24 protein-coding genes are annotated in these 25,396 nt (G+C 67.0%); 13 read left to right on the top strand and 11 right to left on the bottom strand.

Features of this window, described 5'->3' with window-relative positions; genetic code table 11:
- Nucleotides 1-196: 196 nt before the first annotated feature.
- The 4 genes from Q8T13_09055 to rpiB all read right to left on the bottom strand — a co-directional run bounded on the left by Q8T13_09055 (nucleotide 197) and on the right by rpiB (nucleotide 4,271).
- The gene (locus tag Q8T13_09055; GenBank protein MDP3717895.1) at nucleotides 197-1,093 is read right to left on the bottom strand and encodes a hypothetical protein; all 897 of its coding nucleotides are present in this window, start codon (nucleotides 1,091-1,093) and stop codon (nucleotides 197-199) included.
- A 9-nt stretch (nucleotides 1,094-1,102) separates the two neighbouring features.
- Nucleotides 1,103-2,434 carry a hypothetical protein gene (locus Q8T13_09060; GenBank protein MDP3717896.1) on the bottom strand — a complete coding sequence of 444 codons (1,332 nt, stop codon included), beginning with the start codon at nucleotides 2,432-2,434 and terminating at the stop codon, nucleotides 1,103-1,105.
- Between the two features lie 180 nt (nucleotides 2,435-2,614).
- Nucleotides 2,615-3,781 (bottom strand): class I SAM-dependent rRNA methyltransferase, encoded by a 1,167-nt coding sequence (locus Q8T13_09065; GenBank protein ID MDP3717897.1) that lies wholly within the window; start codon nucleotides 3,779-3,781, stop codon nucleotides 2,615-2,617.
- Nucleotides 3,782-3,833: 52 nt separating this feature from the next.
- Nucleotides 3,834-4,271 (bottom strand): ribose 5-phosphate isomerase B, encoded by a 438-nt coding sequence (gene rpiB / locus Q8T13_09070; protein MDP3717898.1) that lies wholly within the window; start codon nucleotides 4,269-4,271, stop codon nucleotides 3,834-3,836.
- A gap of 110 nt (nucleotides 4,272-4,381) precedes the next feature.
- Here rpiB and glyA point away from each other — a divergent pair, with 110 nt between their 5' ends.
- The 8 genes from glyA to Q8T13_09110 all read left to right on the top strand — a co-directional run bounded on the left by glyA (nucleotide 4,382) and on the right by Q8T13_09110 (nucleotide 12,141).
- Entirely contained in the window at nucleotides 4,382-5,647 is a 1,266-nt protein-coding gene (gene glyA, locus Q8T13_09075) for a serine hydroxymethyltransferase (GenBank protein MDP3717899.1), read from the top strand.
- Between the two features lie 79 nt (nucleotides 5,648-5,726).
- On the top strand, nucleotides 5,727-7,718 hold the full coding sequence (locus Q8T13_09080; GenBank protein MDP3717900.1) for a helicase C-terminal domain-containing protein: 1,992 nt from the start codon (nucleotides 5,727-5,729) through the stop codon (nucleotides 7,716-7,718).
- A 30-nt stretch (nucleotides 7,719-7,748) separates the two neighbouring features.
- The gene (locus Q8T13_09085) at nucleotides 7,749-8,684 is read left to right on the top strand and encodes a tetratricopeptide repeat protein (protein ID MDP3717901.1); all 936 of its coding nucleotides are present in this window, start codon (nucleotides 7,749-7,751) and stop codon (nucleotides 8,682-8,684) included.
- Nucleotides 8,685-8,698: 14 nt separating this feature from the next.
- Entirely contained in the window at nucleotides 8,699-9,400 is a 702-nt protein-coding gene (locus tag Q8T13_09090; GenBank protein ID MDP3717902.1) for a YggS family pyridoxal phosphate-dependent enzyme, read from the top strand.
- Entirely contained in the window at nucleotides 9,397-9,963 is a 567-nt protein-coding gene (locus tag Q8T13_09095) for a DivIVA domain-containing protein (GenBank protein ID MDP3717903.1), read from the top strand. The genes Q8T13_09090 and Q8T13_09095 overlap by 4 nt, the downstream gene beginning before the upstream one ends.
- 19 nt (nucleotides 9,964-9,982) lie before the next feature.
- Complete coding sequence (locus tag Q8T13_09100) at nucleotides 9,983-10,267, top strand: DUF167 domain-containing protein (GenBank protein ID MDP3717904.1); 285 nt, start codon at nucleotides 9,983-9,985, stop codon at nucleotides 10,265-10,267.
- Nucleotides 10,268-10,282: 15 nt separating this feature from the next.
- Entirely contained in the window at nucleotides 10,283-11,524 is a 1,242-nt protein-coding gene (gene hutI, locus Q8T13_09105) for an imidazolonepropionase (GenBank protein MDP3717905.1), read from the top strand.
- A complete protein-coding gene (locus Q8T13_09110) occupies nucleotides 11,524-12,141 on the top strand; it encodes a cyclodeaminase/cyclohydrolase family protein (GenBank protein MDP3717906.1) in 618 nt (205 codons plus the stop codon). Before hutI ends, Q8T13_09110 begins: the two co-directional genes overlap by 1 nt.
- Here the strand turns inward: Q8T13_09110 and Q8T13_09115 are convergent.
- The 3 genes from Q8T13_09115 to lepA all read right to left on the bottom strand — a co-directional run bounded on the left by Q8T13_09115 (nucleotide 12,138) and on the right by lepA (nucleotide 15,129).
- Complete coding sequence (locus tag Q8T13_09115; GenBank protein ID MDP3717907.1) at nucleotides 12,138-12,485, bottom strand: hypothetical protein; 348 nt, start codon at nucleotides 12,483-12,485, stop codon at nucleotides 12,138-12,140. The two genes, Q8T13_09110 and Q8T13_09115, sit on opposite strands and share 4 nt — an antisense overlap.
- 185 nt (nucleotides 12,486-12,670) lie before the next feature.
- Complete coding sequence (gene lepB, locus Q8T13_09120) at nucleotides 12,671-13,324, bottom strand: signal peptidase I (protein MDP3717908.1); 654 nt, start codon at nucleotides 13,322-13,324, stop codon at nucleotides 12,671-12,673.
- A gap of 2 nt (nucleotides 13,325-13,326) precedes the next feature.
- Nucleotides 13,327-15,129, bottom strand: coding sequence for a translation elongation factor 4 (lepA, locus tag Q8T13_09125; GenBank protein MDP3717909.1), 1,803 nt, complete (start codon nucleotides 15,127-15,129; stop codon nucleotides 13,327-13,329).
- Nucleotides 15,130-15,207: 78 nt separating this feature from the next.
- On the opposite strand from lepA, the gene Q8T13_09130 reads away from it, so the two are divergent.
- On the top strand, nucleotides 15,208-16,587 hold the full coding sequence (locus tag Q8T13_09130; protein MDP3717910.1) for a trypsin-like peptidase domain-containing protein: 1,380 nt from the start codon (nucleotides 15,208-15,210) through the stop codon (nucleotides 16,585-16,587).
- A 13-nt stretch (nucleotides 16,588-16,600) separates the two neighbouring features.
- Here Q8T13_09130 and Q8T13_09135 read toward each other — a convergent pair whose 3' ends face one another.
- Nucleotides 16,601-17,185 (bottom strand): Uma2 family endonuclease, encoded by a 585-nt coding sequence (locus tag Q8T13_09135; GenBank protein MDP3717911.1) that lies wholly within the window; start codon nucleotides 17,183-17,185, stop codon nucleotides 16,601-16,603.
- 220 nt (nucleotides 17,186-17,405) lie between these two features.
- Here Q8T13_09135 and Q8T13_09140 point away from each other — a divergent pair, with 220 nt between their 5' ends.
- Genes Q8T13_09140 through Q8T13_09150 form a run of 3 tightly spaced genes read left to right on the top strand, consistent with a single transcriptional unit; the run spans nucleotide 17,406 to nucleotide 22,778 of the window.
- Entirely contained in the window at nucleotides 17,406-18,500 is a 1,095-nt protein-coding gene (locus Q8T13_09140) for a DSD1 family PLP-dependent enzyme (GenBank protein ID MDP3717912.1), read from the top strand.
- Between the two features lie 4 nt (nucleotides 18,501-18,504).
- Nucleotides 18,505-21,507 carry an FAD-linked oxidase C-terminal domain-containing protein gene (locus Q8T13_09145; GenBank protein MDP3717913.1) on the top strand — a complete coding sequence of 1,001 codons (3,003 nt, stop codon included), beginning with the start codon at nucleotides 18,505-18,507 and terminating at the stop codon, nucleotides 21,505-21,507.
- Nucleotides 21,507-22,778: an SLC13 family permease gene (locus Q8T13_09150; protein ID MDP3717914.1), complete on the top strand. Its 1,272-nt coding sequence runs from the start codon at nucleotides 21,507-21,509 to the stop codon at nucleotides 22,776-22,778. The genes Q8T13_09145 and Q8T13_09150 overlap by 1 nt, the downstream gene beginning before the upstream one ends.
- Nucleotides 22,779-22,813: 35 nt before the next feature.
- On the opposite strand, the gene Q8T13_09155 is transcribed toward Q8T13_09150, so the two are convergent.
- Nucleotides 22,814-23,590 (bottom strand): enoyl-CoA hydratase, encoded by a 777-nt coding sequence (locus Q8T13_09155; protein MDP3717915.1) that lies wholly within the window; start codon nucleotides 23,588-23,590, stop codon nucleotides 22,814-22,816.
- A 1-nt stretch (nucleotide 23,591) separates the two neighbouring features.
- Here Q8T13_09155 and Q8T13_09160 point away from each other — a divergent pair, with 1 nt between their 5' ends.
- Entirely contained in the window at nucleotides 23,592-24,752 is a 1,161-nt protein-coding gene (locus Q8T13_09160) for a CoA transferase (protein ID MDP3717916.1), read from the top strand.
- Between the two features lie 8 nt (nucleotides 24,753-24,760).
- Here Q8T13_09160 and Q8T13_09165 read toward each other — a convergent pair whose 3' ends face one another.
- Together Q8T13_09165 and Q8T13_09170 are read right to left on the bottom strand one after the other, a co-directional pair.
- A complete protein-coding gene (locus Q8T13_09165) occupies nucleotides 24,761-25,135 on the bottom strand; it encodes a type II toxin-antitoxin system VapC family toxin (protein ID MDP3717917.1) in 375 nt (124 codons plus the stop codon).
- The gene (locus Q8T13_09170) at nucleotides 25,132-25,374 is read right to left on the bottom strand and encodes a type II toxin-antitoxin system prevent-host-death family antitoxin (GenBank protein ID MDP3717918.1); all 243 of its coding nucleotides are present in this window, start codon (nucleotides 25,372-25,374) and stop codon (nucleotides 25,132-25,134) included. The genes Q8T13_09165 and Q8T13_09170 overlap by 4 nt, the downstream gene beginning before the upstream one ends.
- Nucleotides 25,375-25,396: the final 22 nt, after the last annotated feature.

Consider the following 25,396-nt stretch of genomic DNA (forward strand, 5'->3'; position numbering starts at 1 on the left):
GCTGGGTTCACCTGAGAGCCAGGCGATGCCTCGCGGCCAAGCCAACGCGAGAGTTTACTCGTGTGCATGTCTGGGGTTGTAATCCAGTATTTTGTAATGCGTGCGGAAAATGAATAAGCCGCGATCCGGTTATGGATCGCGGCTCCGGATAGTGCCGCTCTTCGCTGACGCGAAGGCAGTTCGCTGGGGCCGTTCGCTATTGGCCGCTGGTGCTGGCGGCCTTGACGTTCACTTTCACATACGCCGTCGACCAGCAGCACTGGAAGCCGCCGCCACCGACGCCGGACGAGTCGTTGCCTTCGAGGCGGATGACATACTCACCCGGCATCGAGAAAGTAGCGGTCGTCGAGATCTTGTCCTTCTCGACCGACGGCCGGGCGTTGGCGAAGGTGATGTCGCCGGGGCCCCGGTACTTGGTCAAGGTGGCGCTGATGCGCGGACGGCGGGGCGGCGCCGGCGCGCCGCCAGGGGCCGGGGCCACCGCGCCGCCGACAGCCGGCTCCTCGTGCCCGTCGTCGGTCAGCCAGGCGCTGATGGTCACGGGCTCGCCGACGACGCCGGCCAGGACGGGCGCGGCGGAGAGCGGCTTGGGCGGACCGGTCAGGGCTTCACCGTTTTCCGAGAACTTGAAGACCGGCGGCTTGTTGCCCATGGCGGCATCCAGGTACGGCTCGATCTGGTAGCCCTTGGTGATGCCGAACGGCACAGAGACGGTTTTGCCGTTGGTGGTCAGGGTCCAGGTCAGCTTCTTGTCGCCGAAGTCCTTGGGCACCTTGATGGCGATGGTGCCCCAGCCGCGGCCGACCACGAAGTGCGTGGGCTGGCCCTGGTCGGGGCCGCCGGGCTCGATGCGGTTGGCCGGACCGATCGGCACGTCCAGCACCTGCTTCTTGTTGCGGTTGTAGTACCCGATCAGCAGCGTGTACGTACCATCCTCGTTCTGGTACCAGCCTTCGAAGGCCGGATAGACGTTCAGCCCCGAATCTTTCAGGGGCTCCATGACCAGTTCCTGCTGGGCAGCGGCGCCCGACACCATCAGGGTGCCGGCGATAGCTACCGCCGCCGCGACGCGCCTTAGGCTCACGAATGACATGATCCTGGTCTACTGCTGCTGGCGATCGGTCGCCGCGGCCAGCCGCGCCTTGCGCGCTTCGACTTCCTTGTTGAAGTCGTCATCGCCCATGTAGGTGATGTTGATCCAGACGTGCGCCATTTCGTCGACCGTGCGGTCGCCCCAGCCAACCCACTGGTTGGGGTCGGGGTTGTTCTTGTTGGCGGCGGTGTTGTCGTGCCACGAGGTGATCTTGATGATCGTGCCCTTCGGCAGCAGGGGCGCGTAGTCATCGTCGAACACGTAGTTGTTCATCCAGTTGAACTCGAACCGGTTGACGTGGCCGAGCACCATCTGCTGGCCGTTGGGCAGGATGGCTTCGACCATCTGGGCCTTGCCGCGCAGGTGCATGTGGGGCTGGAAGTTCTCGACGCGGCCGGCGCGGCGCATCACGTGGAAGTTCTGGCCGACGCTGATCGCGTTGGGCGCGATGTCGAGCTGGCGGTTGCCGCCGGTGACGCCGCTATAGAGCGAGAGCGCGGTCCGGTACTTCGGCTCCTGGCCTTTCGGGTAGAAGTAGATGCCGAGCTCGACGTTGTCGGTGATGTCTTCGCCACCGGCGCTGTAGTGGATGTCCCAGCGGATCTTCGAGCCGGGCAGCATCAGCTTGCCGGTGTTCGCGCGCATCAACTCGCCCTGCTTGTTGACCGCCCACTCCATGAACAGGCCCGCGCCGCTGTCAGCATCGGGATCGCTCAGGAGCGCCTGGGCTTCCTTATCGTTCTGCATCAGGTAGGCCAGCGCGTGGTGCGTGATCTTGCGGCCCTTGATGGTGGTGGGACGCATCTCGATGGCACGCACCCAGCGGGGCTCGGTCAGGCCGGTGTCGCTGACCGGCTTGTACCAGGCGTCCATGGCCACGGCCTTCTGCGTGTACTTCGGCGACGAGATGATCAGGTCGGGCGGGCCGCCAAACTTGCTGGCGTAGTTCCAGCCGTTGGTTTCTTCCCACTTCTTGGGGGCGGGCATGTCCGTCATCTCGCCCTTCGGCGCGCCGTTGGACGCCCAGCGGACGATCGTGTCGATTTCCTTGTCGCTGAGCGACCGGTCGTCCTTGTAGTGCTGGATGCCGACCGACTTGTCGATGTGCCAGGGCGGCATGTTGCGCGACGCCACGCGATCACGAATCGAACGCGCCCACGGACGCGTCTCCTCGTAGGTGATCAGCGAGAACGGGGCAATCGAATCCGGACGGTGACACGACTCGCACTTGTTCTGGAAAATCGGCGCGACGTCCTTCGTGAACGTCGGCGTTGCGGTCGTCTGAGCTGCGAGTGTTGCAGGAAGAGCCAGAAGGCCCATCATGCCCACCGCTCCACTCATTACCCGGCCGAAGATACCGTTAGCCATCTTCTTCCCCTTCGAAAGATTTATCAGACCTACAGTTCGCGGTTGGGGAGTGTACACGCTATGTACCCCCCTGTCATCCCTGCGGTAACCTCATGGCTGCCATCAGTTACGCGAATGCTGCCCGCAACGTTTATCCACCGCAGCACGCTTATTTTAGGCGAGTTTACGCAGGACGAGGCACTTCAAGTAGTAGGTCTCGGGAACGCCTAAAAGGACGGGGTGGTCACGTCCCTGCATGCGTTTTTCCACGACGGTTACGGGGATATGGGCATCGGCTGAGGCGGCGAACACGGCCTGGGCGAACATGCTTTCGTCGACGTTGTACGAACAGCTGCACGTGATCAAGTAGCCGCCCGGGGCCAGCAGCCGCAGGGCCCGGAGGTTGATTTCCTTGTAGCCGGCCAGCGCATTGGTCACCGACGCCTTGTTCTTCGCGAACGCCGGCGGGTCCAGGACGATGGTGTCGTAGCGGGCGCCGTCGCGCTCGAGGTGCCGCAGCTCGTCGAAGACGTTGGCTTCGCGCGCGGTCACGTTGGCGAGGCCGTTGGCGGCGGCGTTGGCCGTGATCCGGGCCACCGCGTCGGCCGAGACGTCGAGCGCCTCCACAGTCTGGCAGCGCGGGGCCAGCGCCAGCGCGAAGCCGCCGTGGTAGCTGAAACAATCGAGCAACGCGCCGTGCGCATAGCGCGCGGCGGCTTCCCGGTTCTCGCGCTGATCGAGAAACAGCCCGGTTTTCTGCCCGCGCCACGGATCGACATCGTAATTCACCGCGCCCTCGCGCACACTGATGGTCTCGGGCACCGCGCCGTGTACGGCCGCCACTTTCTGCTCGAGGCCCTCGAGCAGCCGCACTTTCGGGTCGTTGCGGGCGAGCACGCCCTTCGCCCCAGTCAGTTCCACCAGCAGTGGTACGAGGGTCGGCGTCAGCCGATCCATGCCTTGCGACAGCGTCTGGATCACCAGGTAGTCGTCGTAGCGATCGACGATCAGCGACGGCAGCAGATCCGCCTCGCCGTGCACCAGGCGGTACGCGGTCGCATCGATCTCGAGGATCTCGCGAAACCCGATCGCGTCCGAGAGGCGCTCGCGCCAGAACGCCTCGTCGATCACGCGATCGTCGCGCGAGATCATGCGCAGGGTGATCTGCGACTGGTCGCTGAACAGCGCATGACCCAGGTCCCGATCGCGCGGCCCGCGGACGTTGACAACAATGCCGGGCTCGACGTGGGCGACGTCCATGACGTCGGAGCGGTAAATCCAGGGATGACCGCCGCGGATGCGATCCTCGCCCTTGGCGTTGACGATTGCAGTGGGCGGCACGTCTCTATAGTGTCATGCGCCTAAGGTGCCTAGGGTGCCTAAGGTGCTGCGGCTACTTCTCAATCTGGTGAATCTTGCCGACGCGGGTCGCGTGGCGGCCGCCCTCGAATGGCGTCGTGAGGAACACCTTGACGATCTCGCGGGCGCGGGCTTCGGGCGTGACGCGGGCACCGAGCGTCAGCACGTTCAGGTCGTTATGCTCACGCGCCAGCTTCGCGGTGTCGATATCGACCACCGGCGCGGCGCGGACGCCGGCCACCTTGTTGGCGGCAATCGCCATCCCGACGCCGGTCCCGCACACCAGGATGCCGCGTCCGAACTTGCCGCTCGCAACCGCTCCAGCCACCGCCTGGGCATAATCCGGGTAGTCCACCGACTCCGCGGACGTCGTGCCGAAGTCCTCGTAGGTGACGCCCATTTCCTCGAGCATCCGTTTCAGCGAATCCTTGAGATGAAACCCTGCGTGATCGGCAGCGAGCGCGATGTGCATGCGCGATTCTAGCTTGCCGCGCCGCCACCCGGGCACCCCGGCACCCTGCTACCCTCTAGGCACCTTAGGCACCCTGCACTGTTGTCACCTGTTAGAATCAGTATTCCCACATGACTCTTCCCTTGATGCAACGTACCCTCGCGCAGGCCGACCCCGAAATTGCCGCGGCCATCGCCCACGAAACCGACCGCCAGGCCGACGGCCTCGAGTTGATCGCGTCGGAAAACTTCGTCAGCAGCGCCGTGCTCGAAGCCGCCGGCTCGGTGATGACGAACAAGTACGCCGAGGGCTATCCCGGCAAGCGCTACTACGGCGGGTGCGAGTTCGTCGATGTCGCCGAGACGCTGGCGATCGCCCGCGCCAAGGCGCTGTTCGGCGCCGATCACGCCAACGTGCAGCCGCACTCGGGCGCGCAGGCCAACATGGCGGTCTACTTCACGCTGCTGAAGCCCGGCGACGTGGTGCTCGGCATGAACCTCGCCCACGGCGGCCACCTCACGCACGGCCACCCGCTCAACTTCTCCGGCAAGCTCTACACCATCGTCCCCTACGGCGTGCGCCAGGACGACGAGCGGCTCGATTATGACGAGTTCGAGCGGCTCGCCCACGAGCACAAGCCGAAAATGATCATCGCCGGCGCCAGCGCCTACCCGCGGGCGTTCGACTTCGAGCGCATGGGCAAGGTCGCCCGCGCCGTCGGCGCGCCGCTGATGGTCGACATGGCTCACATCGCCGGCCTCGTCGCCGGCGGCCAGCACCCCAGCCCCGTGCCGCACGCCGACTTCGTCACCACCACCACCCACAAGACGCTGCGCGGGCCGCGCGGCGGCATGGTGCTCTGCCGCGAGCAGTACGCGAAGGACCTCGACCGCACGGTGTTCCCCGGCGTGCAGGGCGGACCCCTGATGCACATCATCGCGGCCAAGGCGGTGTGCTTCCGCGAGGCCGCGACCCAGGAGTTCAAGGACTACCAAAAGCAGCTGGTGGCCAACGCCAGGCGACTGTCGGCGGCCATGACCGCGGCCGGCTTCCGCATTGTCAGCGGTGGCACCGACAACCACATCGTGCTGGTCGATACGTTCTCGAAGGGCATCACCGGCAAGGTCGCCGAAGCGGCGCTCGGCCAGGCCGGCATCACCGTCAACAAGAACGCCATCCCCTTCGACAAGAACCCGCCGATGGTGGCCAGCGGCGTGCGCCTGGGCACGCCGGCGGTGACCACGCGCGGCATGGGCGAAGCGCAGATGGACGAGGTCGCCGGCTTCATCTCGCGCGCGCTCGCCTCACCAGAGGACACGGCCGCGCTGACGATGATCAAGACAGAAGTCGAGCAGTTGTGCCGGAAGTTCCCGCTGTACCCGGAACGCCGGGCCTAATGGAGCGTATCAACCGATTACACAGTGTCAGGATCGTCGCTCAGCCAACGTGCTGGGGCCGTTCCTACGGAACGGCCCGATGCAAGATCGATCGGACATTCCACTAGTCTCCGCCGTCGAGGCGGCCTTCGCGGACGAGGGCGTGCTGGCGCGGGCGGTGGATCAGTTCGAGCCGCGCGCCGGCCAGCGCGCCATGGCGCTGGCTGTCGCCGAAACGCTGAGCGAAGGTGGCGTCCTGCTGGCCGAGGCCGGTACCGGCACGGGCAAGACGCTCGCCTATCTCGTCCCCGCGATCCTGAGCCGGCAGCGCGTGCTGGTCTCGACCGGCACCAAGAACCTCCAGGAACAGATCTACTTCAAGGACCTGCCGGTGCTGCGCGAGGCGCTGGGCGTGCCGTTCAAGGCCGCCTACATGAAGGGCCGCGCCAACTACCTGTGCCTGCACCGCCTCGATCAACTGCGCGCGTCACCCGCCGTGCCTCACGACTTCGTGTCGATGGTGGACGAGTGGCGTCACGTCACCGAGACCGGCGACCGCGCCGAGTTGCGTGACCTCCCCGAAGACTCGGCCACCTGGCACGACGTGTCGGCCACGGCCGAAACCTGCCTCGGCAACGACTGCCCGCAGTACTCCGAGTGCTACGTCACCCGGATGCGCCAGCGCGCCGCCGAGGCCGACGTGGTGATCGTCAACCACCACTTGCTGTGCGCCGACGCCTCGGTGCGGCAAAGCAGCTACGGCGAAGTGATCCCCGAGTGTCACTACGCGGTGCTCGACGAAGCCCACCAGCTCGAAGACGTGGCAACGCAGTACTTCGGCGTCGCCATCAGCAACTACCGCGTTGACGACCTGGTCCGCGACGGCGAACGCGCGGTGAACCTGGGCATGGTCGAGGACACCAACTCAGACCTCCGCCGGTCGCTGCGCCGGGTCGACGATCATGCGCGCGAGTTCTTCGGCCGGCTGGCCCTGGCGCGGCAATCCAGCCCTTCGACTTCGCTCAGGGCAGGAGGCGGCGGCGACGAGCGCTTGCGCATCAACGGCGAATGGTTCGGCGACATCATCGACGATGGGCTGGGGCTGATTAGCGGGCTCGACGCCGTCGAGCACGACCTGACGCGGGCCGCCGGCTCGAGCGCCAACGGCAACGTCGTCAACGAAGAGGCCGCCACGCTGGCGCGCCGGGCCGCCGAAATGCGGCAAGGCCTGTCGTTCCTGCTCGAGGCCTCGAACCCGTCGTTCGTGTACTTCCTGGAGACGCGCAACCGCGGCGTGTTCCTGCGCGCGGCGCCAATTGATGTCTCGGCCATCATCCGCGAGCAGCTGCTCGATCGCATGCGCGCCACTGTACTCACGTCGGCCACGCTGACCATCGCCGGCTCGTTCGAGTACGTGAAGCGGCGCCTCGGCGCCGATGACGCGAACCAGATGGTGGTGCCGTCGGAGTTCGACTTCACCGAGCAGACCATCCTGTACCTCCCGCGCCAAATGCCGGCACCCAAGTCTCCCGACTACGGCGAAGCGGTCGCCCGTGAGGTGCTCGAGCTGTTGCGGCGGAGCGAGGGCCGCGCCTTCGTCCTGTTCACGAGTTACGCCATGCTGCGCCTGGTGCGCGAGCGCGTCGAGTTGGAGCTTCCGTACCCGCTGATCGTCCAGGGCACGGCGCCGCGCAGCGTGCTGCTGTCGCAGTTCCGGACCACGCCCAACGCGGTGCTGCTGGCCACTTCGTCGTTCTGGCAGGGCGTGGACGTGGTGGGCGAGCAATTGAGCTGCGTGATCATCGACAAGCTGCCGTTCGCCTCGCCCGGCGACCCCATTACCGCCGCCCGCATCGAGGCGATCACGGCTGAAGGCGGCGATGCCTTCCAGGAGTACCAGGTACCGCTGGCGATCCTGGCCATGCTGCAGGGCCTCGGCCGGCTGATCCGCCATCGCAGCGACCGCGGCGTGCTGGCCGTGCTCGATCCGCGCCTGCGGACCATGGGCTACGGCCGGCGCTTTCTCGATTCATTTCCGCCGGCACCGGTCACCCAGAACCTGGACGCGGTGTCTCGATTTTTCGCCGGGTGACGTACACTGAAGACCTGAGGCAGATCGCATATGACACACAATTTCACGGCCCGGATCGCTCCTATCCTGTGCGCCCTCCTGGTGCTGGCGTTCGCGCCCGCCGCCGTCGCGCAGACGACGATGATTAAAGGCAAGGTGGTGGACGCCAAGAACCAGCCGATGGTCGGCGTCGCCATCCTCATTGAGTCGATGACGGGCGCGCGCAAGCTCACGACCAAGACCGACCGGCGGGGCGAGTTCATCCAGTTGCTGACCGAAGGCGGCCAGTACCGGGTGACCGCGACCGACGAGAAGGTCGGTACCGCGCAGTCTGAACTGGCCGTCAAGTTGGGCCAGATGCGTGAACTCAGCCTGGTACTCGCCGCCGCGACCACCGCCAACAACGACGCCAAGGCCGCCGAGCTGAAGAAGGCGTTCGAAGATGGCGTGATCGCCAGCCGCGCCGGCAACCACGACGAGTCGATTGCCAGGTTCCAGGCCGCCTTCGACCTGTCCCCCGGCTGCTTCGATTGCCTGTTCAACATCGGCGTCGCGCAGCTGGCCAAGAAGGACGAGAAGGCGGCCGAGGCGGCGTGGACCAAGGCGCTCACGGTCAAGGCCGACTACACCGAAGCCATGAACGCGCTGTCGACCCTGTACAACAACCAGAAGCGCTTCGACGAAGCCGCCGCGATGAGCGCCAAGGCCGCCGCGGCCGGCGGCGGCGGCAACGCCGACGCCAGCTTCAACCAGGGCATCATCCTGTGGAACCAGGGCAAGATCGCCGAGGCCAAGGCCAAGTTCGAAGAGACGATCAAGGCCAGCCCCGAGCACGCCGACGCGCACTACCAGCTCGGCATGGCGCTCTTGAACGAAGGCAAGCTGCCCGACGCGGTGGCCGCCTTCGAGACTTACGTGAAGCTCGCCCCCGACGGCCAGTACGCCACGCAGGCCAAGGGGATGATCGCGCAGCTGAAGAAGCTGTAAGAAGTTAGAAGCGCGTGTACGAGCACATTCCCGGGCGCCTGGCTGAAGTCCGCCATCGAATTGCGGACGCGGCCGGGCGTGCCGGCCGCGCGCCGGATTCCGTCCGGCTGATCGCCGTTTCCAAGACCCACCCGATTGACGCCGTCAGGGCCGCCGCCGAGGCGGGGCAGATGGACTTTGGCGAGAACAAAGTCCAGGAAGCCCTGCAGAAGATCACCCAATCTGCCGATACCAGACTGCGGTGGCATCTCATCGGCCACCTGCAGTCGAACAAGGCGAAGAAGGCCGCGCCGGCCGTTCACGCCATCCACGCGATCGATAGCGCGGAGTTACTGCAGAAAGTTGACCAGGCGGCCGCGGCCGCCGGCCACTCGCTCGACGTCATGGTCCAGGTGGATCTGGCGCTCGAAGAGACGAAACACGGCGTCACGGTGGATCTGGTCCCCGGGATTTTCGCCGCCGCCGACAATTGCCGGGCTGCCAGCCTGGTGGGGCTGATGCTCCTGCCCCCGTTGGCCGACAACCCGGAAGACGCACGGCCCTGGTTCGCCAGGCTGCGGGCGTTACGCGACCAGTTGGGCGAGAGCGGCGTGCCGCCGGCCCGGTTGCGCGAGTTGTCCATGGGCATGAGCCACGATTTCGCGGTGGCCATCGAAGAGGGCGCGACGATGGTGCGGGTTGGCACCGCGATCTTCGGCGCCAGGGATTACACATGAAAGTGACACCACTCGACCTTCGGCAGCAGCAGTTCAAGACCGTGATGCGCGGCTACGATCGCGGCGAGGTGCAGGCCTTCCTGCTCGAGGTCGCCGACGACTACGAGAACGCGCTGCGCGACAACGACAAGCTGCGCCAGGACGTGGCCAAGCTCGACGCCGTGCTCGGCGAACACCGCGGGCAGGAACGCAACCTGCGCAACACGCTGCTCACCGCCCAGAAGATGGGCGACGAGATCAAGGAGCACGCGCAGGCGGAGGCGGCGCTGATCGTGCGGGAGGCCGAAGGCCGTGCCGACATGCTGCTGCAGAAGTCGCAGACGCGGGTGGAGGACATCCAGCGGGAAATCGACGGCTTGCGCATGAAGCGGCGCGAAGTCGAAAACGACATCGAAGCGCTGGTCCGCACGCTCAACAGCACGCTTGAATTCATTCGCGACCAGGATACGCGGTCGCGCGAAGAGCGCGTGCTGCTCCACCGCCCGCGCGCCGTCGAGGCGGCGCCGGCGCCCGCGCCGCGGCCGGCGGAGGTCACGCCCAAGACCGACAGCCAGGTCGGCTAGGCCACAGATTAACGCCGATTTGCGCGGACAGGCTCCTAGCGGCCAGCTGCTCGACGTGCGCGTCGCACCACGCGCAGGCCGGAGCGGCATTGCCGGCGTGCGCGACGGGGCACTGCTGGTGCGCCTGGCGGCCGCGCCCGTGGACGGCGCCGCTAACGCCGAACTGATCGCCGTCCTGGCCGGCGCTCTTGACCTGCCCAAACGAAGCATCCGGATTGTGAGCGGCGACCGCTCGCGCGCCAAGCGCGTACACGTCGATGGCATGGACGCGGCCGCGGTGTTCTCGGCACTCGGGCTGTCCTGAGCGACAATGGCCTCAATGACGGCCGACTTTCTCATCCACGATGCCGACCTCGTGGCGACCTGCGCCGGACCCGGTCCGCGCGTCGGCGCGGCCCAGAACGACATTTCCGGCATTGCCCGCGGGTCGGTCGCCGGATTCGCTGGGCGCATGGTCTTTGTCGGCCCCGCCGACGAGTGCGATCGGGTCGTGACCCTCACGCCAACTGCGCAGGTGCTCGACGCGCGCGGCTGCACGGTGGTTCCCGGTTTCGTTGATCCCCATACCCATCTCGTGTTCGGCGGCGACCGGCGGGAGGAACTGCGCCGGCGGCTTGGTGGCGCCACCTATGCCGAGATCGCCGCCGACGGCGGTGGCATCGTCAAGACCGTGGCCGCGACCCGCGCGGCGAGCGAGCACGAACTGATCGAAGGCGGGCGGGCCCGGCTGGCCGAGATGCTGGCATTCGGGACGACGACCGCCGAGGCCAAGAGCGGCTACGGTCTCGACCTCGAGACCGAACTGCGAATGCTGCGGGCCATCCGCGCGCTGGCCGCCGGTCAACCCATCGAGCTGACCGCCACGTTCATGGGCGCCCACGAGGTGCCGGTGGAGTATCGCGGCCGGCGCGCGGACTACGTGCGCCATGTCATCGACGACATGGTTCCCGCGGTGGCGCGTGAGGAACTGGCCGAGTGGTGCGATGTCTTCTGCGAGACCGGCGTCTTCACGCCGGAAGAATCACAGGCGATTCTCGAAGCGGGTGTTCGCCACGGGCTCAAGCCGCGCATTCATGCCGACGAACTGGGCCTGAGCGGCGGCGCCGCGGTGGCCGCGATCGTCGGGGCGCGATCAGCCGATCACCTCATCTTCGTGGACGAACCCCACGCCCGGCGCCTGGCCGAGCGCGGCGTGGTCGCCACCTTGCTGCCGGCGGCGGCGTTCTTCCTGAAACTGGGCCGCTTCGCGCCGGCGCGCATGCTGATCGATCAGGGAGTCGCCGTGGCCCTCGCCACCGACCTCAACCCGGGCGGCGGTTTCACCACGTCGATGCCGTTCGTGATGTCGCTCGCCTGCTTCGGGATGAACCTGACCCTCGAAGAGGCGCTGGTGGCAGCGACGATCAACGCCGCCGCCTCGATCGATCGAGCCGACACCATCGGCAGCCTCGAGCCGGGCAAGCAGCTGGACGCCGTCATCGTGCAGGGCGCGCTGGCGGACCTGATCCGCGTCGGCGCGCCGGTGATCCGCCAGGTCGTCAAACGCGGGAGAATGGTCTGATGAAGTTCGCTGAGATGACGATGGCGGGGTTCCTGGAGGCGTTGGCCAGTCCCGACCCGACACCTGGCGGCGGCACGGCGGCGGCCATGGCCGGCGCCATGGGCACAGGGTTGCTCGTCATGGTGACCGGCCTCGCGAAGTCCAACACCAACAGCGACGCCGAGAAGGCCGCCCTGGCGGTGGCCAGGCAGGCACTGCAACCGCTCATTCCCGCGCTGACCGAACTGGCCGATGCTGACGCGGCCGCCTTCGATCTGGTGATGAATGCCTATCGGCTGCCCAAGGCCACTGACGATGACAAGGCCGCGCGATCGGCGGCGATCCAGGCAGCGCTGCAAGGCGCCACGACCGTGCCCCTGCAGACCTTGCGGGCGTGCGCCGCCGCGATGGCGCACGCTGACACGGTGGCCGCCAGCGGCAACCGCTCGGCAGTGAGCGACGTGGGCGTGGCGATTGGGTTACTCGAGGCGGCAGCCGCTGGCGCCGAGGCCAACGTGCGCATCAACCTTGCCAGCGTGCGCGACCTGAAGTTCACGTCGGCGGCCAGCGACGAAACCGGCCGGCTGATCTCGGAGGTCAACCGCCAGGCCGCGGCCGCGCGGCTCCGCCTGGTTTAGCGTCGCCGCTGGGTCAGCAGCCGGACCGACGCGCTCGGCGAAAACGTGATCGGCTGCGTGATGATGCCGGGGAGAAACGCCACGTCCGTGCTGTAGGTGACGTCAACAATGCGGTCCGAGGCACGCTCGCTGATGGCGATGTTGTCGGCCTCCACCGGCAGGCCATACTCATCGGCGAGCGACATCACCTGCTGAACCAGCTCATCATCGGTGGCATTGGGCGCGAACAGCAGGGCCTGCTCCACGGCGTCCTGAAACTGGTAATTGGACAGGGTGGCGCGCGCGCCCTGGAACGCGGCGGTCAGCAGCGCGAAAGCCAGAACCAGCTTGATGATCGTTGTCATTCAGCCATAGGGCGCGCGGGGGGACGTCCGGCGCCTGGGGACATCATACGCCTTCGGGAGTTGAAAGTTGAAGAGTTGAAAGTTGGTAGTTGCAGTTGCAAAGTTTAAGTTGCAGTTTCAGTCCTGAACTTGCAACTTTCAACTGCAACTACCAACTTTCAACTTCTCAACTTTCAACTTCTTTCCTAGTGGATCTGGTGCAACAACCGGTCCCAGCGCACGCCCAGAAACGACTCGGGCGCCGACCCATCGTCGGGGGTGTCGAACGACCAGTAGATGAACAGCGCGCGGCCCTTCACGTACGACGCCGGCAGGAACCCCCAGAAGCGGCTGTCCTGCGAGTCGTCGCGGTTGTCGCCCATCATGAAGTAATGCCCCTGGGGTACCGTCACCGGGCCGTACTGGCGGCGCAGGTCAAAGCCGTCGACCTGCCCCTCGCCCATCGGCGCAAACAGGTAATGGGCGTAGGGCTCGATCAAGGGCATGCCGTTGATGTGAATGGTCTGGTTCTTCAGCTCGAGGGCGTCGCCGGGCAAACCGACGACGCGCTTGATGAAGTCGCGCTCCGGCTCCTCCGGGAACTTGAAGACGACGACGTCGCCGCGCTCGATCGGCCGCATCGGCAGCAGGGCGCGTTCGAGCGGGCTGGCGGTGGGGGCGAAGATGAACTTGTTCACCAACAGGTGGTCGCCCACCAGCAGGTTGGGCTTCATGGACCCGGTCGGGATCTTGAAGGCCTGGAACACGAACGTGCGGACGAACAGCGCCAGGATGACAGCGACGACAATCGACTCGAAGTACTCGCGCGCCGTCGATTTCTGGAACGTCGCCTCGGCCATGGCTATTCGTCTCCGATCTTGAGCACGGCGAGGAACGCTTCCTGCGGGATGTCGACCGTGCCCACCCGCTTCATGCGCTTCTTGCCTTCCTTCTGCTTCTCGAGCAGCTTGCGCTTGCGCGAGATGTCGCCACCATAGCATTTGGCGAGGACGTTCTTGCGCAACGCCTTGACCGACTCGCGGGCAATGATCCGGGCGCCAATCGCCGCCTGGATCGCCACCTCGAACATCTGCCGCGGGATCAACTCGCGCATCTTCGACGCCAGCATGCGGCCGCGGTCGTAGGCGCGGTCGCGATGGACGATGATCGAGAGCGCATCCACCGGCTCGGCGTTCACCAGGATATCGAGCTTGACCAGGGGGGATTCCCAGTAGCCGGTGACGTGATAGTCGAGCGAGGCATAGCCGCGCGAGATGGTCTTGAGGCGGTCGTAGAAGTCGAGCACCACCTCGTTAAAGGGCAGTTCATAGGTGATCAGCACGCGGTCGGCCGCCTTGAACTCGAGCTGCTTCTGCACGCCGCGCTTGTCCTGGCAGAGCTGCAGGATCGCGCCGACGAACTCCGCCGGCGTGAGGATCATGGCGGTGATCACCGGCTCTTCGATCTTGCTGATGTGGCCGGGCTCCGGCAGCTTGGCCGGGCTGTCGATCTCGACCGTCTCACCGTCGGTCTTGGTCACGCGGTAGAGCACGCCCGGTGCGGTGGTGACCAGGTCCATGTTGAACTCGCGCTCGAGCCGCTCCTGGACGATCTCCATGTGGAGCAAGCCGAGGAACCCGCAGCGGAAGCCAAAGCCCAGCGCCAGCGAGGTCTCCGGCTCGAAGAAGAAGGCCGCGTCGTTCAAGCGCAGCTTCTCGAGCGACTCGCGCAGCTCGGAGTACTGGTGGCTCTCGACCGGGTACAAGCCGGCGAACACCATCGGCTTCAGTTCCTTGAAGCCGGGGAACGGCTCGAGCGTGGGCCGGTAGGTTTCGGTGACCGTGTCGCCGATCTGCGCGTCGGACACGACCTTGATACCGCAGGCGATGAAGCCCACCTCACCGGGCCCGAGCTGCTCCACCGGCACCGCCTTCGGCGTGAACACGCCAAGGGTTTCCACTTCGTGGTCCTGCTTGGTGTTCATCATCGTGACCTTGGTGCCGGCGCGCAGGGTGCCCTCGAGCACCCGCACCACGATCACGACGCCGCGGTACGCGTCGTACCACGAGTCGAAAATCAGCGCCTTCAGCGGCGCCGACGGATCGCCGTCAGGCGGCGGCAACCGGGTGACGACGGCCTCAAGAATGTCGACGACCCCGGTGCCTTCCTTGGCGCTGGCGAGAATGGCGGTGTCGCCGTCGAGGCCGATGATCTCTTCGATCTGACGGCGCGCCTCTTCCGGCTGGGCACTCGGCAGGTCGATCTTGTTGATGACCGGGATGATCTCGAGGTTGTTGTCGACCGCGAGATAGGCGTTGGCCAGCGTCTGCGCCTCGACTCCCTGCGACGCGTCGACCAGCAACAGCGCGCCCTCGCACGCCGCCAGCGACCGCGTGACTTCGTAGCTGAAGTCGACGTGCCCGGGCGTGTCGATCAGGTTGAGGACGTAGCTCTTGCCGTCCTTCGCGGTGTAGTTCAACCGCACCGGATGGGCCTTGATGGTGATGCCGCGCTCGCGCTCGAGGTCCATGCTGTCGAGCACCTGCGCCGACATCTCGCGCATTTGCAGCGCGCCGGTGACCTCGAGAAAGCGATCGGCGAGCGTCGACTTGCCGTGGTCGATATGGGCGATGATCGAGAAATTACGAATGTGAGGCTGATTCACGGACTATTTCGTTCCTGCGATGTGGCGTCCGGCTTCAGCCGGACCATGAGCGGCAGGCAATCCTGACTATTATGACCCATGCCTGACCCCGGGCCGGGTTTGAGCCGGCTCTGCCCTGCGTGCGGCCGCCGCGTCCCCCGGTCGGTAGCTCTCTGCCGGTGCGGGGCGGGCCTGCCCGCCCTGGACGACGGCCCTCCCGAGGCCCAGGACCCGCCCACCAGGGGCCTGACGGCCATGAACCTGGCCGCCGGCCTGCTGCTTCTCGCCGCCGTGGCCGCGACCGGTTACTGGTCGTTCACGCGTCCACCCGCCGCCGCGCCGCAGGGGCCGGCAGCCCGGCGAGGCGTCGCCGAGGGTGGATTCCTGCCGCTCCCTGCGACCAACGGCCCACCCCTTCTGTTCGGCGAACGCGGGAACGTACCGGCGAATGCCGACAACCGCGCGCCCGAGGCCGACCCATTGCCGCCTGTGGCCGAGCCTGAGGCGGCCACCCCGCTGGAGGATGTGGTCGGCCGGGTCCTGCCCGCCGTGGTGCTCGTCGAAACCTCGTCGGGGCGAGGCAGCGGATTCTACGTGCGACCCGACACCCTCATCACCAACCTCCACGTCGTCAAGAGCGATGGCTTTGTGAAGCTGCGGCGCACCGACGGCACCACGGTCACGGCTCGCGTCGACCTGAGGTCGCCGGCGCACGATCTTGCCATCCTGAGGGTGACGGCACCGGCCGCCGACCAGGTGGTCATTGACATGGGCACCGCCGACACGCTTCGCCCCGGGCAGGAGGTCATCAACATCGGCTCACCGTTCGGCACCCTCCGGAACAGCGTTACCCGGGGCATCGTGAGCGGGATCCGCCGGTCCGGGGTGGCGACGATGATCCAGAACGACGCGACCGCGCATCCCGGTAACAGCGGTGGACCGCTGCTCGATCGCAACGGCGTGGCCGTTGGCATCACCACGGGAGGCGAGAACGACAAGCCAGGCATCCACTATGCGGTGGCGATCGACCATGCGCGCGAGATCCTCGGTGGACGCCTGGCTGATTCGACGGCGCCGCCGCTGGCCATCCGCGACGTCAAGGCGGTGGACCCGGCGTCGAGCGAGCCGCAGCGGGTGATCGACGAGCGCGCCTTCACCGCCGCCGTGGCCAGGATCGCCGCCACCGCCGACGCGCTCGATGTGGAATGGACGAAGTTCCGCGAGGCGTGTTACACGGGCACGGTACCGGGATCCACCGGCCGGGAGTGGCTCGTGATGCTGTCGCCGCGGCCGATCACGCCGTCGCAGGTAAGCTTCGGGGCGTGCGCGACGTTCGTGACGGGGGTGCAGGCCGAGGCCAACCGTCTGCGCGCTGCCATGCGTGGCGCGCTCGACAGCGCCAGGCGCGCCGGGGTGCTTCCGGGTACCATCCGCGACGCGCTGCAAGCAAACCGACTGGAGTTCGATTGGGATCGTTGAGCGGACCGTCGCGTCAGCGGAAGAGTTTCACCAGGTCCAGCGCGAGGCCGGGCAAGAGCGGCGTCGTCAGGCTGTCGGCGTTGGCAGCAGACAACGTTTCTGGGAAGCCAAACCTCCCCGGCTTCTCGAGCCGGTGCACCGAAATACAGTCGTTGTCGGGATCGACCACCCAGTACTCCCTGACCCCGACGCGTTCGTAGAGGGCGCGCTTCGTGCGCTTGTCCCTCCCCGAGGAACTTTCAGAGAGAATCTCGATCACAAGCGCCGGCGCACCGCGTGCGTTGCGCTTGGTCAGGATCGCTCGTTGATCGTTCGTCACCACCAGCAGATCAGGCTCCACCACGTCGAAGAAGCTGAACACACAGTCAAACGGCGCGTGCAAGAGAGTCGCGATCGGATCCGCCTCGAGGAACCTGCCCAGCGCGAGGATCAGGCGGATCGAGAGCTCCTGGTGCCGGAAGCTCGGCGCGGGGGTCACGGCGTGTTCTCCATTGATGAGCTCGTGACGCTGCCCATCGTTGGGGAACCTGCGGAAGTCAGCGTAGGTGAGCCTGCGCTGTGACCCGCCGGCTTCGTCTGTGTGCTGATGCCCGGTCATGCGACTCATCCTAACATCGTCTTTGGTTCCATCCGATGGACAGCGTCGGCCGGTACAGGAGCTAGATCCGTGCCGCTCGAATTCGTTCGAAAAATCGAAAGGGGCATCGCGCATGATCGCAAGGCCTTCAACGGGGAGGCGGTTTCCATATGGCAGAATCTGCGATCCGCCCCCCACGGTCGTGCGCGTGTATCGGCAGCAGTGATAGCATTCGCGCTCGATGCAATTTCGTGGCGACGTCCCCACTCCTGCCCTCCTGCTCGACCTCGACGCCTTCGAATCGAACGTCGCCACGATGGCCGCGCACCTGAAGGCGCGCGGCAAGGCATTTCGGCCACACGGCAAGACCCACAAGTGCCCGCAGGTGGCGCGGGCCTTGATCAGTGCCGGCGCCATCGGCTGTTGCGCCGCGCGGCTGGCAGAAGCCGAGGTGTTTGCCGACCACGGCATTCGCGGCCTGTTGATTACGACCGCCGTTATCGGTCGCGCCAAGATCGCGCGTGCGGTGGCCCTGGCGGCGCGGGCCCAGGACACGATTTTCTGCGTGGACGATGAGGCCAACCTGCGGGAGTTGGAGACGGCCGCGCGAGCGGCGGGCGTGACCGTGAACGTCGCCATCGATTTGTATTTCGGCCGCACCGGCGTGCTGCCCGGCAAACCGGCGCTGTTGCTGGCGCAGGTCATCGACGCGCTGCCGAACGTCACGCTGGCGGGCCTCCAGTCCTACGACGGCGAAGCGGCGCATACCACGCCGTTCGAGGCCAGGAAACAGCGCACCGACGGTTCGATGGCGAAGGCCATCGAGACCCGGGCGATGATCGAACGCGGCGGCATCCCCTGCCCGATGATCACGGGCGGCTCGACCGGCACCTACCGGTTCGACTCAGAGAATCCGGGCGTGACCGAATTGCAGCCGGGCAGCTTCGTGTTCATGGACCTCGACTACGGCCGCATCGGCGGTCCCACCGGTCCCGAATATCGCGACTTCAAGAACGCGCTGACCGTCGTCACCACGGTGGTCTCGCGCCCGCCGGGGTTTGCGATTGTCGATGGCGGCTACAAGGCGTTCTCCACGGATCGGCCGTTCACGCCCCGGCCGGTGGACCTGCCGGGGGTCACGTACGGATGGGCGGGCGACGAACACGGCCGCCTGGACCTGGCCGGCGCGGCCCGCGAGGTGAAGGTGGGCGACCGCATCGAATTTATCCCGCCGCATTGTGATCCGACGGTGAACCTCTACGATCACCTCCACGTCCTGCGTGGCGACCGTGTGGAAGCCGTGTGGACGATCGCGGCCCGCGGCAAGAGCCAGTGACCCCATGAGCGAGACTCTCAGGCAGGAACTCGCCGCGGCCGTGGACGGCGAGGTTCGCTTCGATCGCGTGTCGCGCGCGCTCTACTCGACCGACGCCAGCGTCTACCAAATCGAGCCGCTCGGCGTGGTCGTGCCGCGCTCGGCCGAGGGGGTAATCCAGGCGGTGACCATCGCGGCCCGCCACGGCGTGCCGATCACGCCGCGCGGCGGGGGCACGTCGCAGGCCGGCCAGGCCATTGGCGCCGGCCTGGTGCTCGACACCTCCAAGCACCTGAACCGAATCGTCGAGATCAACGCCGACGAGAAATGGGCGCGGGTGCAGCCAGGCGTGGTGCTCGACGACCTGAACGCGGCGCTACGCCCCTTCAACCTGCGGTTTGCCCCGGACGTGTCGTCGGCCAGCCGCGCGACGGTTGGCGGCATGATGGCCAACAACTCCAGTGGCGCGCGCTCGGTGCTCTACGGCAAGACCCTCGATCACGTGCGCGAACAACGGGTCGTGTTGTCCGATGGCGGACTGGCGCACCTGCGGCCGCTGACGGCGGCGCAGCTGGCCGGGGCGCGGCACGGCGACAGCATCGAGGCGCGCGCCTATCGCGCGGTGCCGGAACTTGGCCGCCGCCATGCTGCCGAAATCGACCGCCGGTTCCCCAAGGTGTTGCGCAGGGTCGGCGGCTACAACCTCGACGAGTTCGTGGACCCGGCACGCGCCGTGGATCTCACCCGCATCCTGGTTGGGTCCGAAGGCACGCTGGGCTTCATTGTCGAGGCCAAGCTCGGACTGGTGCCGCTGCCGGCAAGCAAGGCGGTGCTCACGATCGAGTTCGACGAACTGCTGGATGCGCTCGGCGCGACGCCGCTGATCCTGAAACACGGGCCGTCGGCCGTGGAGGTGATGGACGATTTCATCCTCCGCCACGCCCAGGGCCATGCGGTCCTCGATGCGCAGCGGCGCTCGATGATCGATCGCGACGGTTCGGCGCTGTTGTGCGTCGAATTCTATGGCAGTCCGGACGGTCCGGCTAACCACCTTCGCCAGGGCTACGGCGGTCAAGAAGCCGGACGCCACATGGATGAACTAACCGAGCGGATGACGGCGGTCGAGCGCGACCTGAAGGGGGCCGGGATCTCGTGCCGCTGCCGGCAGATCGTCGAGCCGGCGGCGCAGCAGCGCATCTGGAGCTTCCGCGAGGCGGCGCTCGGCCTGTCAACCGCGATGAAGTCCGACGGCAAGGCGATCTCGTTTGTCGAAGACACGGCGGTCGCGCCCGGCCAGCTGCGCGACTACATCGACCGCTTCATCCGCATCGTCCAGCGCCACGACACCGTGGCCGGCGTCTACGCGCACGCCTCGGTCGGCTGCCTGCACGTGCGCCCGGTGGTGAACTTGAAGACCGCACGAGGCGTGGCCACGTTCGAGGCCATTGCCAACGAGGTGGCCGACCTGGTGCTGGAGTTTGGCGGCGCGCTGTCGGGTGAACACGGCGATGGCCTGGTGCGGGGCGCCTTCAACGAGCGGATGTTCGGCTCCGAGCTCTACCAGGCGTTCCGCGAGGTCAAGCGCACGTTCGATCCGGACGGGCTGTTCAACCCCGGCCGCATTGTCGACACGCCCGCGATTACCTCCCACTTGCGGTTTGGCGCGGGCTACGAGACCCCCGAGCCGGCCACGCTGTTCGACTACGCCGAGCACGGCGGCTATGGCCGCGCCGTCGAGATGTGCAGCGGCGTGGGCCTGTGCCGCAAGACCCGCGAGGGCACGATGTGCCCGTCGTACATGGTGACCAAGGACGAGGCGCACTCGACGCGCGGGCGGGCCAACGTGCTGCGGCTGGCGATGGCCGGCCGGCTGGGCGAGGCCGGGTTGGCCGACCAAGGCGTGCACGAGGTGCTGGACCTGTGCCTCGAGTGCCGGGCCTGCAAGTCGGAGTGCCCGGTCGGGGTCGATGTCGCGAAGTTCAAGAGCGAGTTTCTCTCGGGCTATTGGGATCGCCACGGCCTGTCGGCCCAGGCGCAGGTGTTCGGCAATGCGCGATCGGCCGCCGAGTGGGGCAGCCGTTTCGCGCCGCTGTCGAACGCGGTGGCCGCCAGCGCGCCGGCGAGATGGCTGGCTGAAACCGTGATTGGCCTCGATCGCCGGCGCCAGTTGCCGCGCTTCACCCGCCACACGCTGCGCAAGCGCCTGGCGGGCCGTCGGCCGCGGCTCGCCACGCCGGGCGCGGTGCTGTTCGCCGACACGTTCACCGAGTTCGAGGATCCCGAGATCGGCGTCGCCGCCCTCGACGTGCTGGACGCGGCCGGCCTGGGCGGCACGCTCGCACCGAACGTGTGCTGCGGACGGCCCTTGATCTCGCAAGGACGGTTGCGCGAGGCGCGCAAGCTGGCCGCGGCCAACGTGCATGCGCTCTACGAACTGGCCGAACGCGGCACCGCGATCGTGTTCGTCGAGCCCAGCTGCCTGTCGGCCGTGCGCGAGGATGCGCCGGGCCTTCTGCGCGGTGAGCTGCAGCGCCGGGCCAGGGTCGTCGCGGCGGCAGCGGTGCTGTTCGAGGAGTACCTCGAACGCGAGCTGTCGGCGGGACGCGCGACCCTGGACCTCGAGCGCGGTCCCGCGAAGGTGCAGCTCCATCCCCATTGCCACCAGCGCTCGATGGGGTTGGCCGCACCGGCCAGGGCATTGCTGTCGCGCATTCCCGGCGCGCAGGTCACCGACCTCGAGGCCGGGTGCTGCGGCATGGCCGGGTCGTTCGGGTATACCCAGGACCACTACGAGGTGTCGCGGGCGATTGGCGAGCGTAAACTGCTGCCGGCCGCGCGCGCGCTTGACGATCGAGCCACGTTGGTGGCTGGGGGCACATCGTGCCGCCACCAAGTGGCGCATTTCGCCGGCGTGCGGGCAGTGCACCCGGCGGTTCTGCTCAGATCACTACTGGTCCGGCTAACGCCGGACACGACATTAGGGGCAGGTCCGGCTAACGCCGGACGCCACAAGGTTGAGGAGACCTGATGGACCTCGCGTGGATTTCGCTGGCGGCGCTCGTGATCGCCGTCACGCTCAGCATCATCACCAGCGTCAACGTGGGCGTGGTGTCGCTGGCTTTCGCCTGGATTGTCGGGGTCTACCTCGGCGGCATGCCCCTCAACACGGTGGTTGGTGGATTCCCGATCCAGTTGTTCCTCACGCTGGTCGGCGTGACGCTGCTCTTCGGCATGGCCAACGTCAACGGCACGCTCGGGCGCATTGCGACCCGCGCCGTGCGGCTGTGCCGCGGCAATGCCGGTGTGATCCCGGTGATGTTCTTCCTGATCGCCCTCGGCCTGTCCAGCATCGGACCCGGCAACATCGGCACGACGGCGATCCTGGCGCCGATGGCCATGGCCGTGGGCGGGCGGGCCATGGTGCCGCCTTTTCTCATGGCGCTGATGGTAGGCAACGGCGCGCAGGCCGGCGCCCTCTCACCGTTCGCGCCGACCGGCGTGATCGTGAACGGCATCATGGACCGGATCGGCCTGCCCGGGTATGAGTTCCAGACCTACGCCAACAACCTGCTGGCCCATGTCGTGGTCACGTTCGCCGCGTACCTCCTGTTCGGAGGAGTGAAGCTGTTCACCAGGCGGCCCGTCGAACGCATGGTCTCGCAGAGCGATCAGGCCGGTGCCCGAGGCGATGCCGAACTGGTCGAGACCGAGCCGTTCGCGTGGATCCACTGGGTCACCCTGGGCATCCTGGCGACGCTCGTGATTGTCGTCGTGTTCTTCAACATGCAAGTGGGCATGGCCGCGCTGACCGGCGCCGCCTTCCTCGCGCTACTCCGGCCCGGTGATGAGAAAGAGGCCTTGAAGAGGATGCCCTGGGGCGTCGTGGTCCTGGTGTGTGGCGTGACCGTGCTGATTGGCGTGCTGGAAAAGACCCAGGGCATGTCGCTCTTCGCCGACCTGCTGGCGAAGATCTCGACGCCGGGCACCGTCACGCTGACCATTGCGTTCGTGACCGGCGTGGTCTCGGCCTACAGCAGCACCTCGGGCGTGGTGTTGCCGGCGTTTCTCCCGACGGTGCCGGCGCTGGCGACGCAGCTTGGCGCAGATCCCATGGCCATCGCCTCGGCGATGAACGTCGGCGGCCATCTCGTGGACCTCTCGCCGCTGTCAACCATCGGCGCGCTGTGCATCGCGGCGCTGCCGCCCGAGGCCGATCCCAAGAAGCTGTTCAACCAGTTGCTGGCGTGGGGCCTGTCGATGACGGTGGTCGGGGCGGTGATCTGCTGGATCCTTTTCTAAATGCGACCACGAAGGCACGAAGGGCGCGAATTCGCCTATGACCAGCGCGGCGGGCGGCCGTCGAGAAACGCGGCCACGCCTTCCTTGAAGTGGTCGCTGCCGTAGCAGGCGCGCAGGAGGTCGTCGGCCGATCCAGCCGGCGGCCGGCGGTGGTCGCGCAGCCGCAGCAGCATGGCCTTGGTCGCCTTCACCGTGCTCGAGGCCCGGGTCGACAGCTGCGCGGCCAGCTTCGTGGTTTCCGCCTCGACTTGATCGACGGGCACTACCACGGCGGCCAGCCCGCGATGGTACGCCTCGTACGCATCCATCAGGCGGCCGCTCAACAGCAGGTCCCGGGTCAACGCCACGCCGATCAGGTCGACCATCCTCGCGGTGTTGGCGATGGAGAGGCAGTTGCCGAGCGTGCGGGAGACCGGCACGCCGAAGCGGGCCCGGTCCGAGCAGACGCGAAAGTCGCAGGCCAGGGCGATGGCGCAGCCGCCCCCGACCGCCGGGCCATCGACTTCGGCAATGGTCGGCATCGACAGCTGCTCGATGCGATCGATCACCGCGTCGAGCCGGCGTTCGTAGGCCACGCCGGCCTCGCCGTCGGCAAATGCGCGGAACTGCGCGATATCGGTGCCGGCCGCGAAGGCGCCCCCGGCTCCACGTATGATGAGCACACGCACGTCGCCGGCCGCTTCGGCCGTCTCGCACGCCGCGACGAGTGCGTCGTACATGTCCCACGTCAGCGCATTGCGCGCCTCGGGGCGATTGAACGTCACCACTCCGACGGATCCGTTGATGTCCCAGTCCAGGTTGCTCGAAGGCATAGTGGTTCTCGATACGACGCAGGTCATGGCCGGCCCGTATTGCGCGATGTTACTGGCGGACATGGGCGCACGGGTGATCAAAGTGGAGCCGCCGGCGGGAGACTCCACCCGGGTGATGGCGGGCAGCCAGGGCAGCGACTCCGCGGCGTTCAACGCCGTCAACCGCGGCAAGCGTGGCCTGGTGCTCGACCTGACCAAGGACAAGGGCCGCGACGTCTTTACCCAGCTGGCGCGCGGCGCCGACGTCCTGGTCGAGAACTACCGCCCCGGCGTCATGGCCAGGCTCGGGCTCGACTACGCCACCCTGTCGGTAGCGAACCCCCGCTTGATCTACGCCTCGATTTCCGGCCACGGCCAGACCGGGCCCTGGGCGCAGAAGGGCGGCTTCGACCTGATCGCGCAGGGTTTGTCCGGCATCATGTCGGTGACCGGCGTGCCGGGCGGGCCGCCGGTGAAGACCGGCCTGCCGGTGACCGATCTCGGCGCCGGCCTGTTCGCGCTGATCGGCATTCTTGGCGCCCTCCATCACCGCACGCAGTCGGGTCGCGGGCAGCATGTCGACACGTCGCTCGTTGACGCCGGCCTCGCTTTGTCGGTGTGGGAGGTGACTGACTACGTCACCACCGGGCAGGTCCCGGGTCCCATTGGCTCGGCGCATCGGCTGTCGGCGCCGTACCAGGCGTTTCAATGTGCCGACGGCCACATCACGATTGGCGCGGCCAACGACCGCAACTTCGTGAAGCTCACGACCGTGCTGGGGCACCCCGAATGGGCCACCGACGTGCGCTTCACCACCAACACCGTGCGCGTGCGTCACCGGGAGGCCCTCGCGGCGCTGATCGACGCCGTCACGGCCACGGCGCCACGGGCCGCCTGGCTCGAGCGCCTCGACGCCGCGGGAGTCCCCTGCGGCCCGATTCTGAACTACGAAGAAGCACTGGCCACGCCGCAAGCCATCGCGCGAGAGATGACCACCGAAGTCGACCATCCCATTCTCGGGCGCCTGCGGACCATGGGCACGCCGATCAAGATGTCGGAGACCCCGCTCGATCCGCACCATCGCGCGCCGATGCTCGGCGAGCACACGGACGAGGTGCTTGCCTCGGCCGGCTATAGCAGCGACGAGATCGAACAGCTTCGCTACGCCGGCGCGGTGGGCTAGGGGCCCCGCTAGGTCCAGATCACCGGCGCGCCGTACGGTTCGATGGCGCGATCGTGCGTGACGAGCGTCGCCTTCTCGGCCAATGCCTGGGCGACGAGCAGGCGATCGAAGGGGTCGGCGTGATGAGGAGGCAGGTCGAGCAACCGCTCGGCGTGAGCGAGCGACACGGGAAGCTCCGTGAAATCGTCAGCCGCGACCAGGATGCGAAACTTCTCGTCGAGACGCAAACGTCCCAAGGCGGCCTTGATCGAGGCCTCCCATCCGGAAACCGCGCTGACCCACACGATGTCGGCGGTCGCAATCGCCTTTCGGGCCTCGCGGCCCAGCCGGCGATCGTCGGTCTGCCACCACAGCAGCACGTGGGTGTCGAGCAGCAACCTCAATCGGACTCTCCGTAGAACGCCGCTTGCAGGTCGGCGGGCAGGGGCGCATCGAAGTCGTCGCCAATCCACACCAGGCCTTTCGCCCGCCCCGGCTTTCGGCGGGCCGTCTCGCGGAACGCGACCAGCTTCGCCAGGGGCTTGCCAGCCTTGGCAATGATGATCTCGGCGCCATTCGAGGCTTCATCCACGAGGGCCGACAACTGGGTCTTCGCCTCGTACAGATTCAACAGCTTCCCCATGCGACGACGATACCGTCGTCAC

Source organism: Acidobacteriota bacterium (genome assembly GCA_030697165.1).
In the GTDB taxonomy this organism is placed as follows: Bacteria; Acidobacteriota; Vicinamibacteria; order Vicinamibacterales; family UBA2999; genus 12-FULL-67-14b.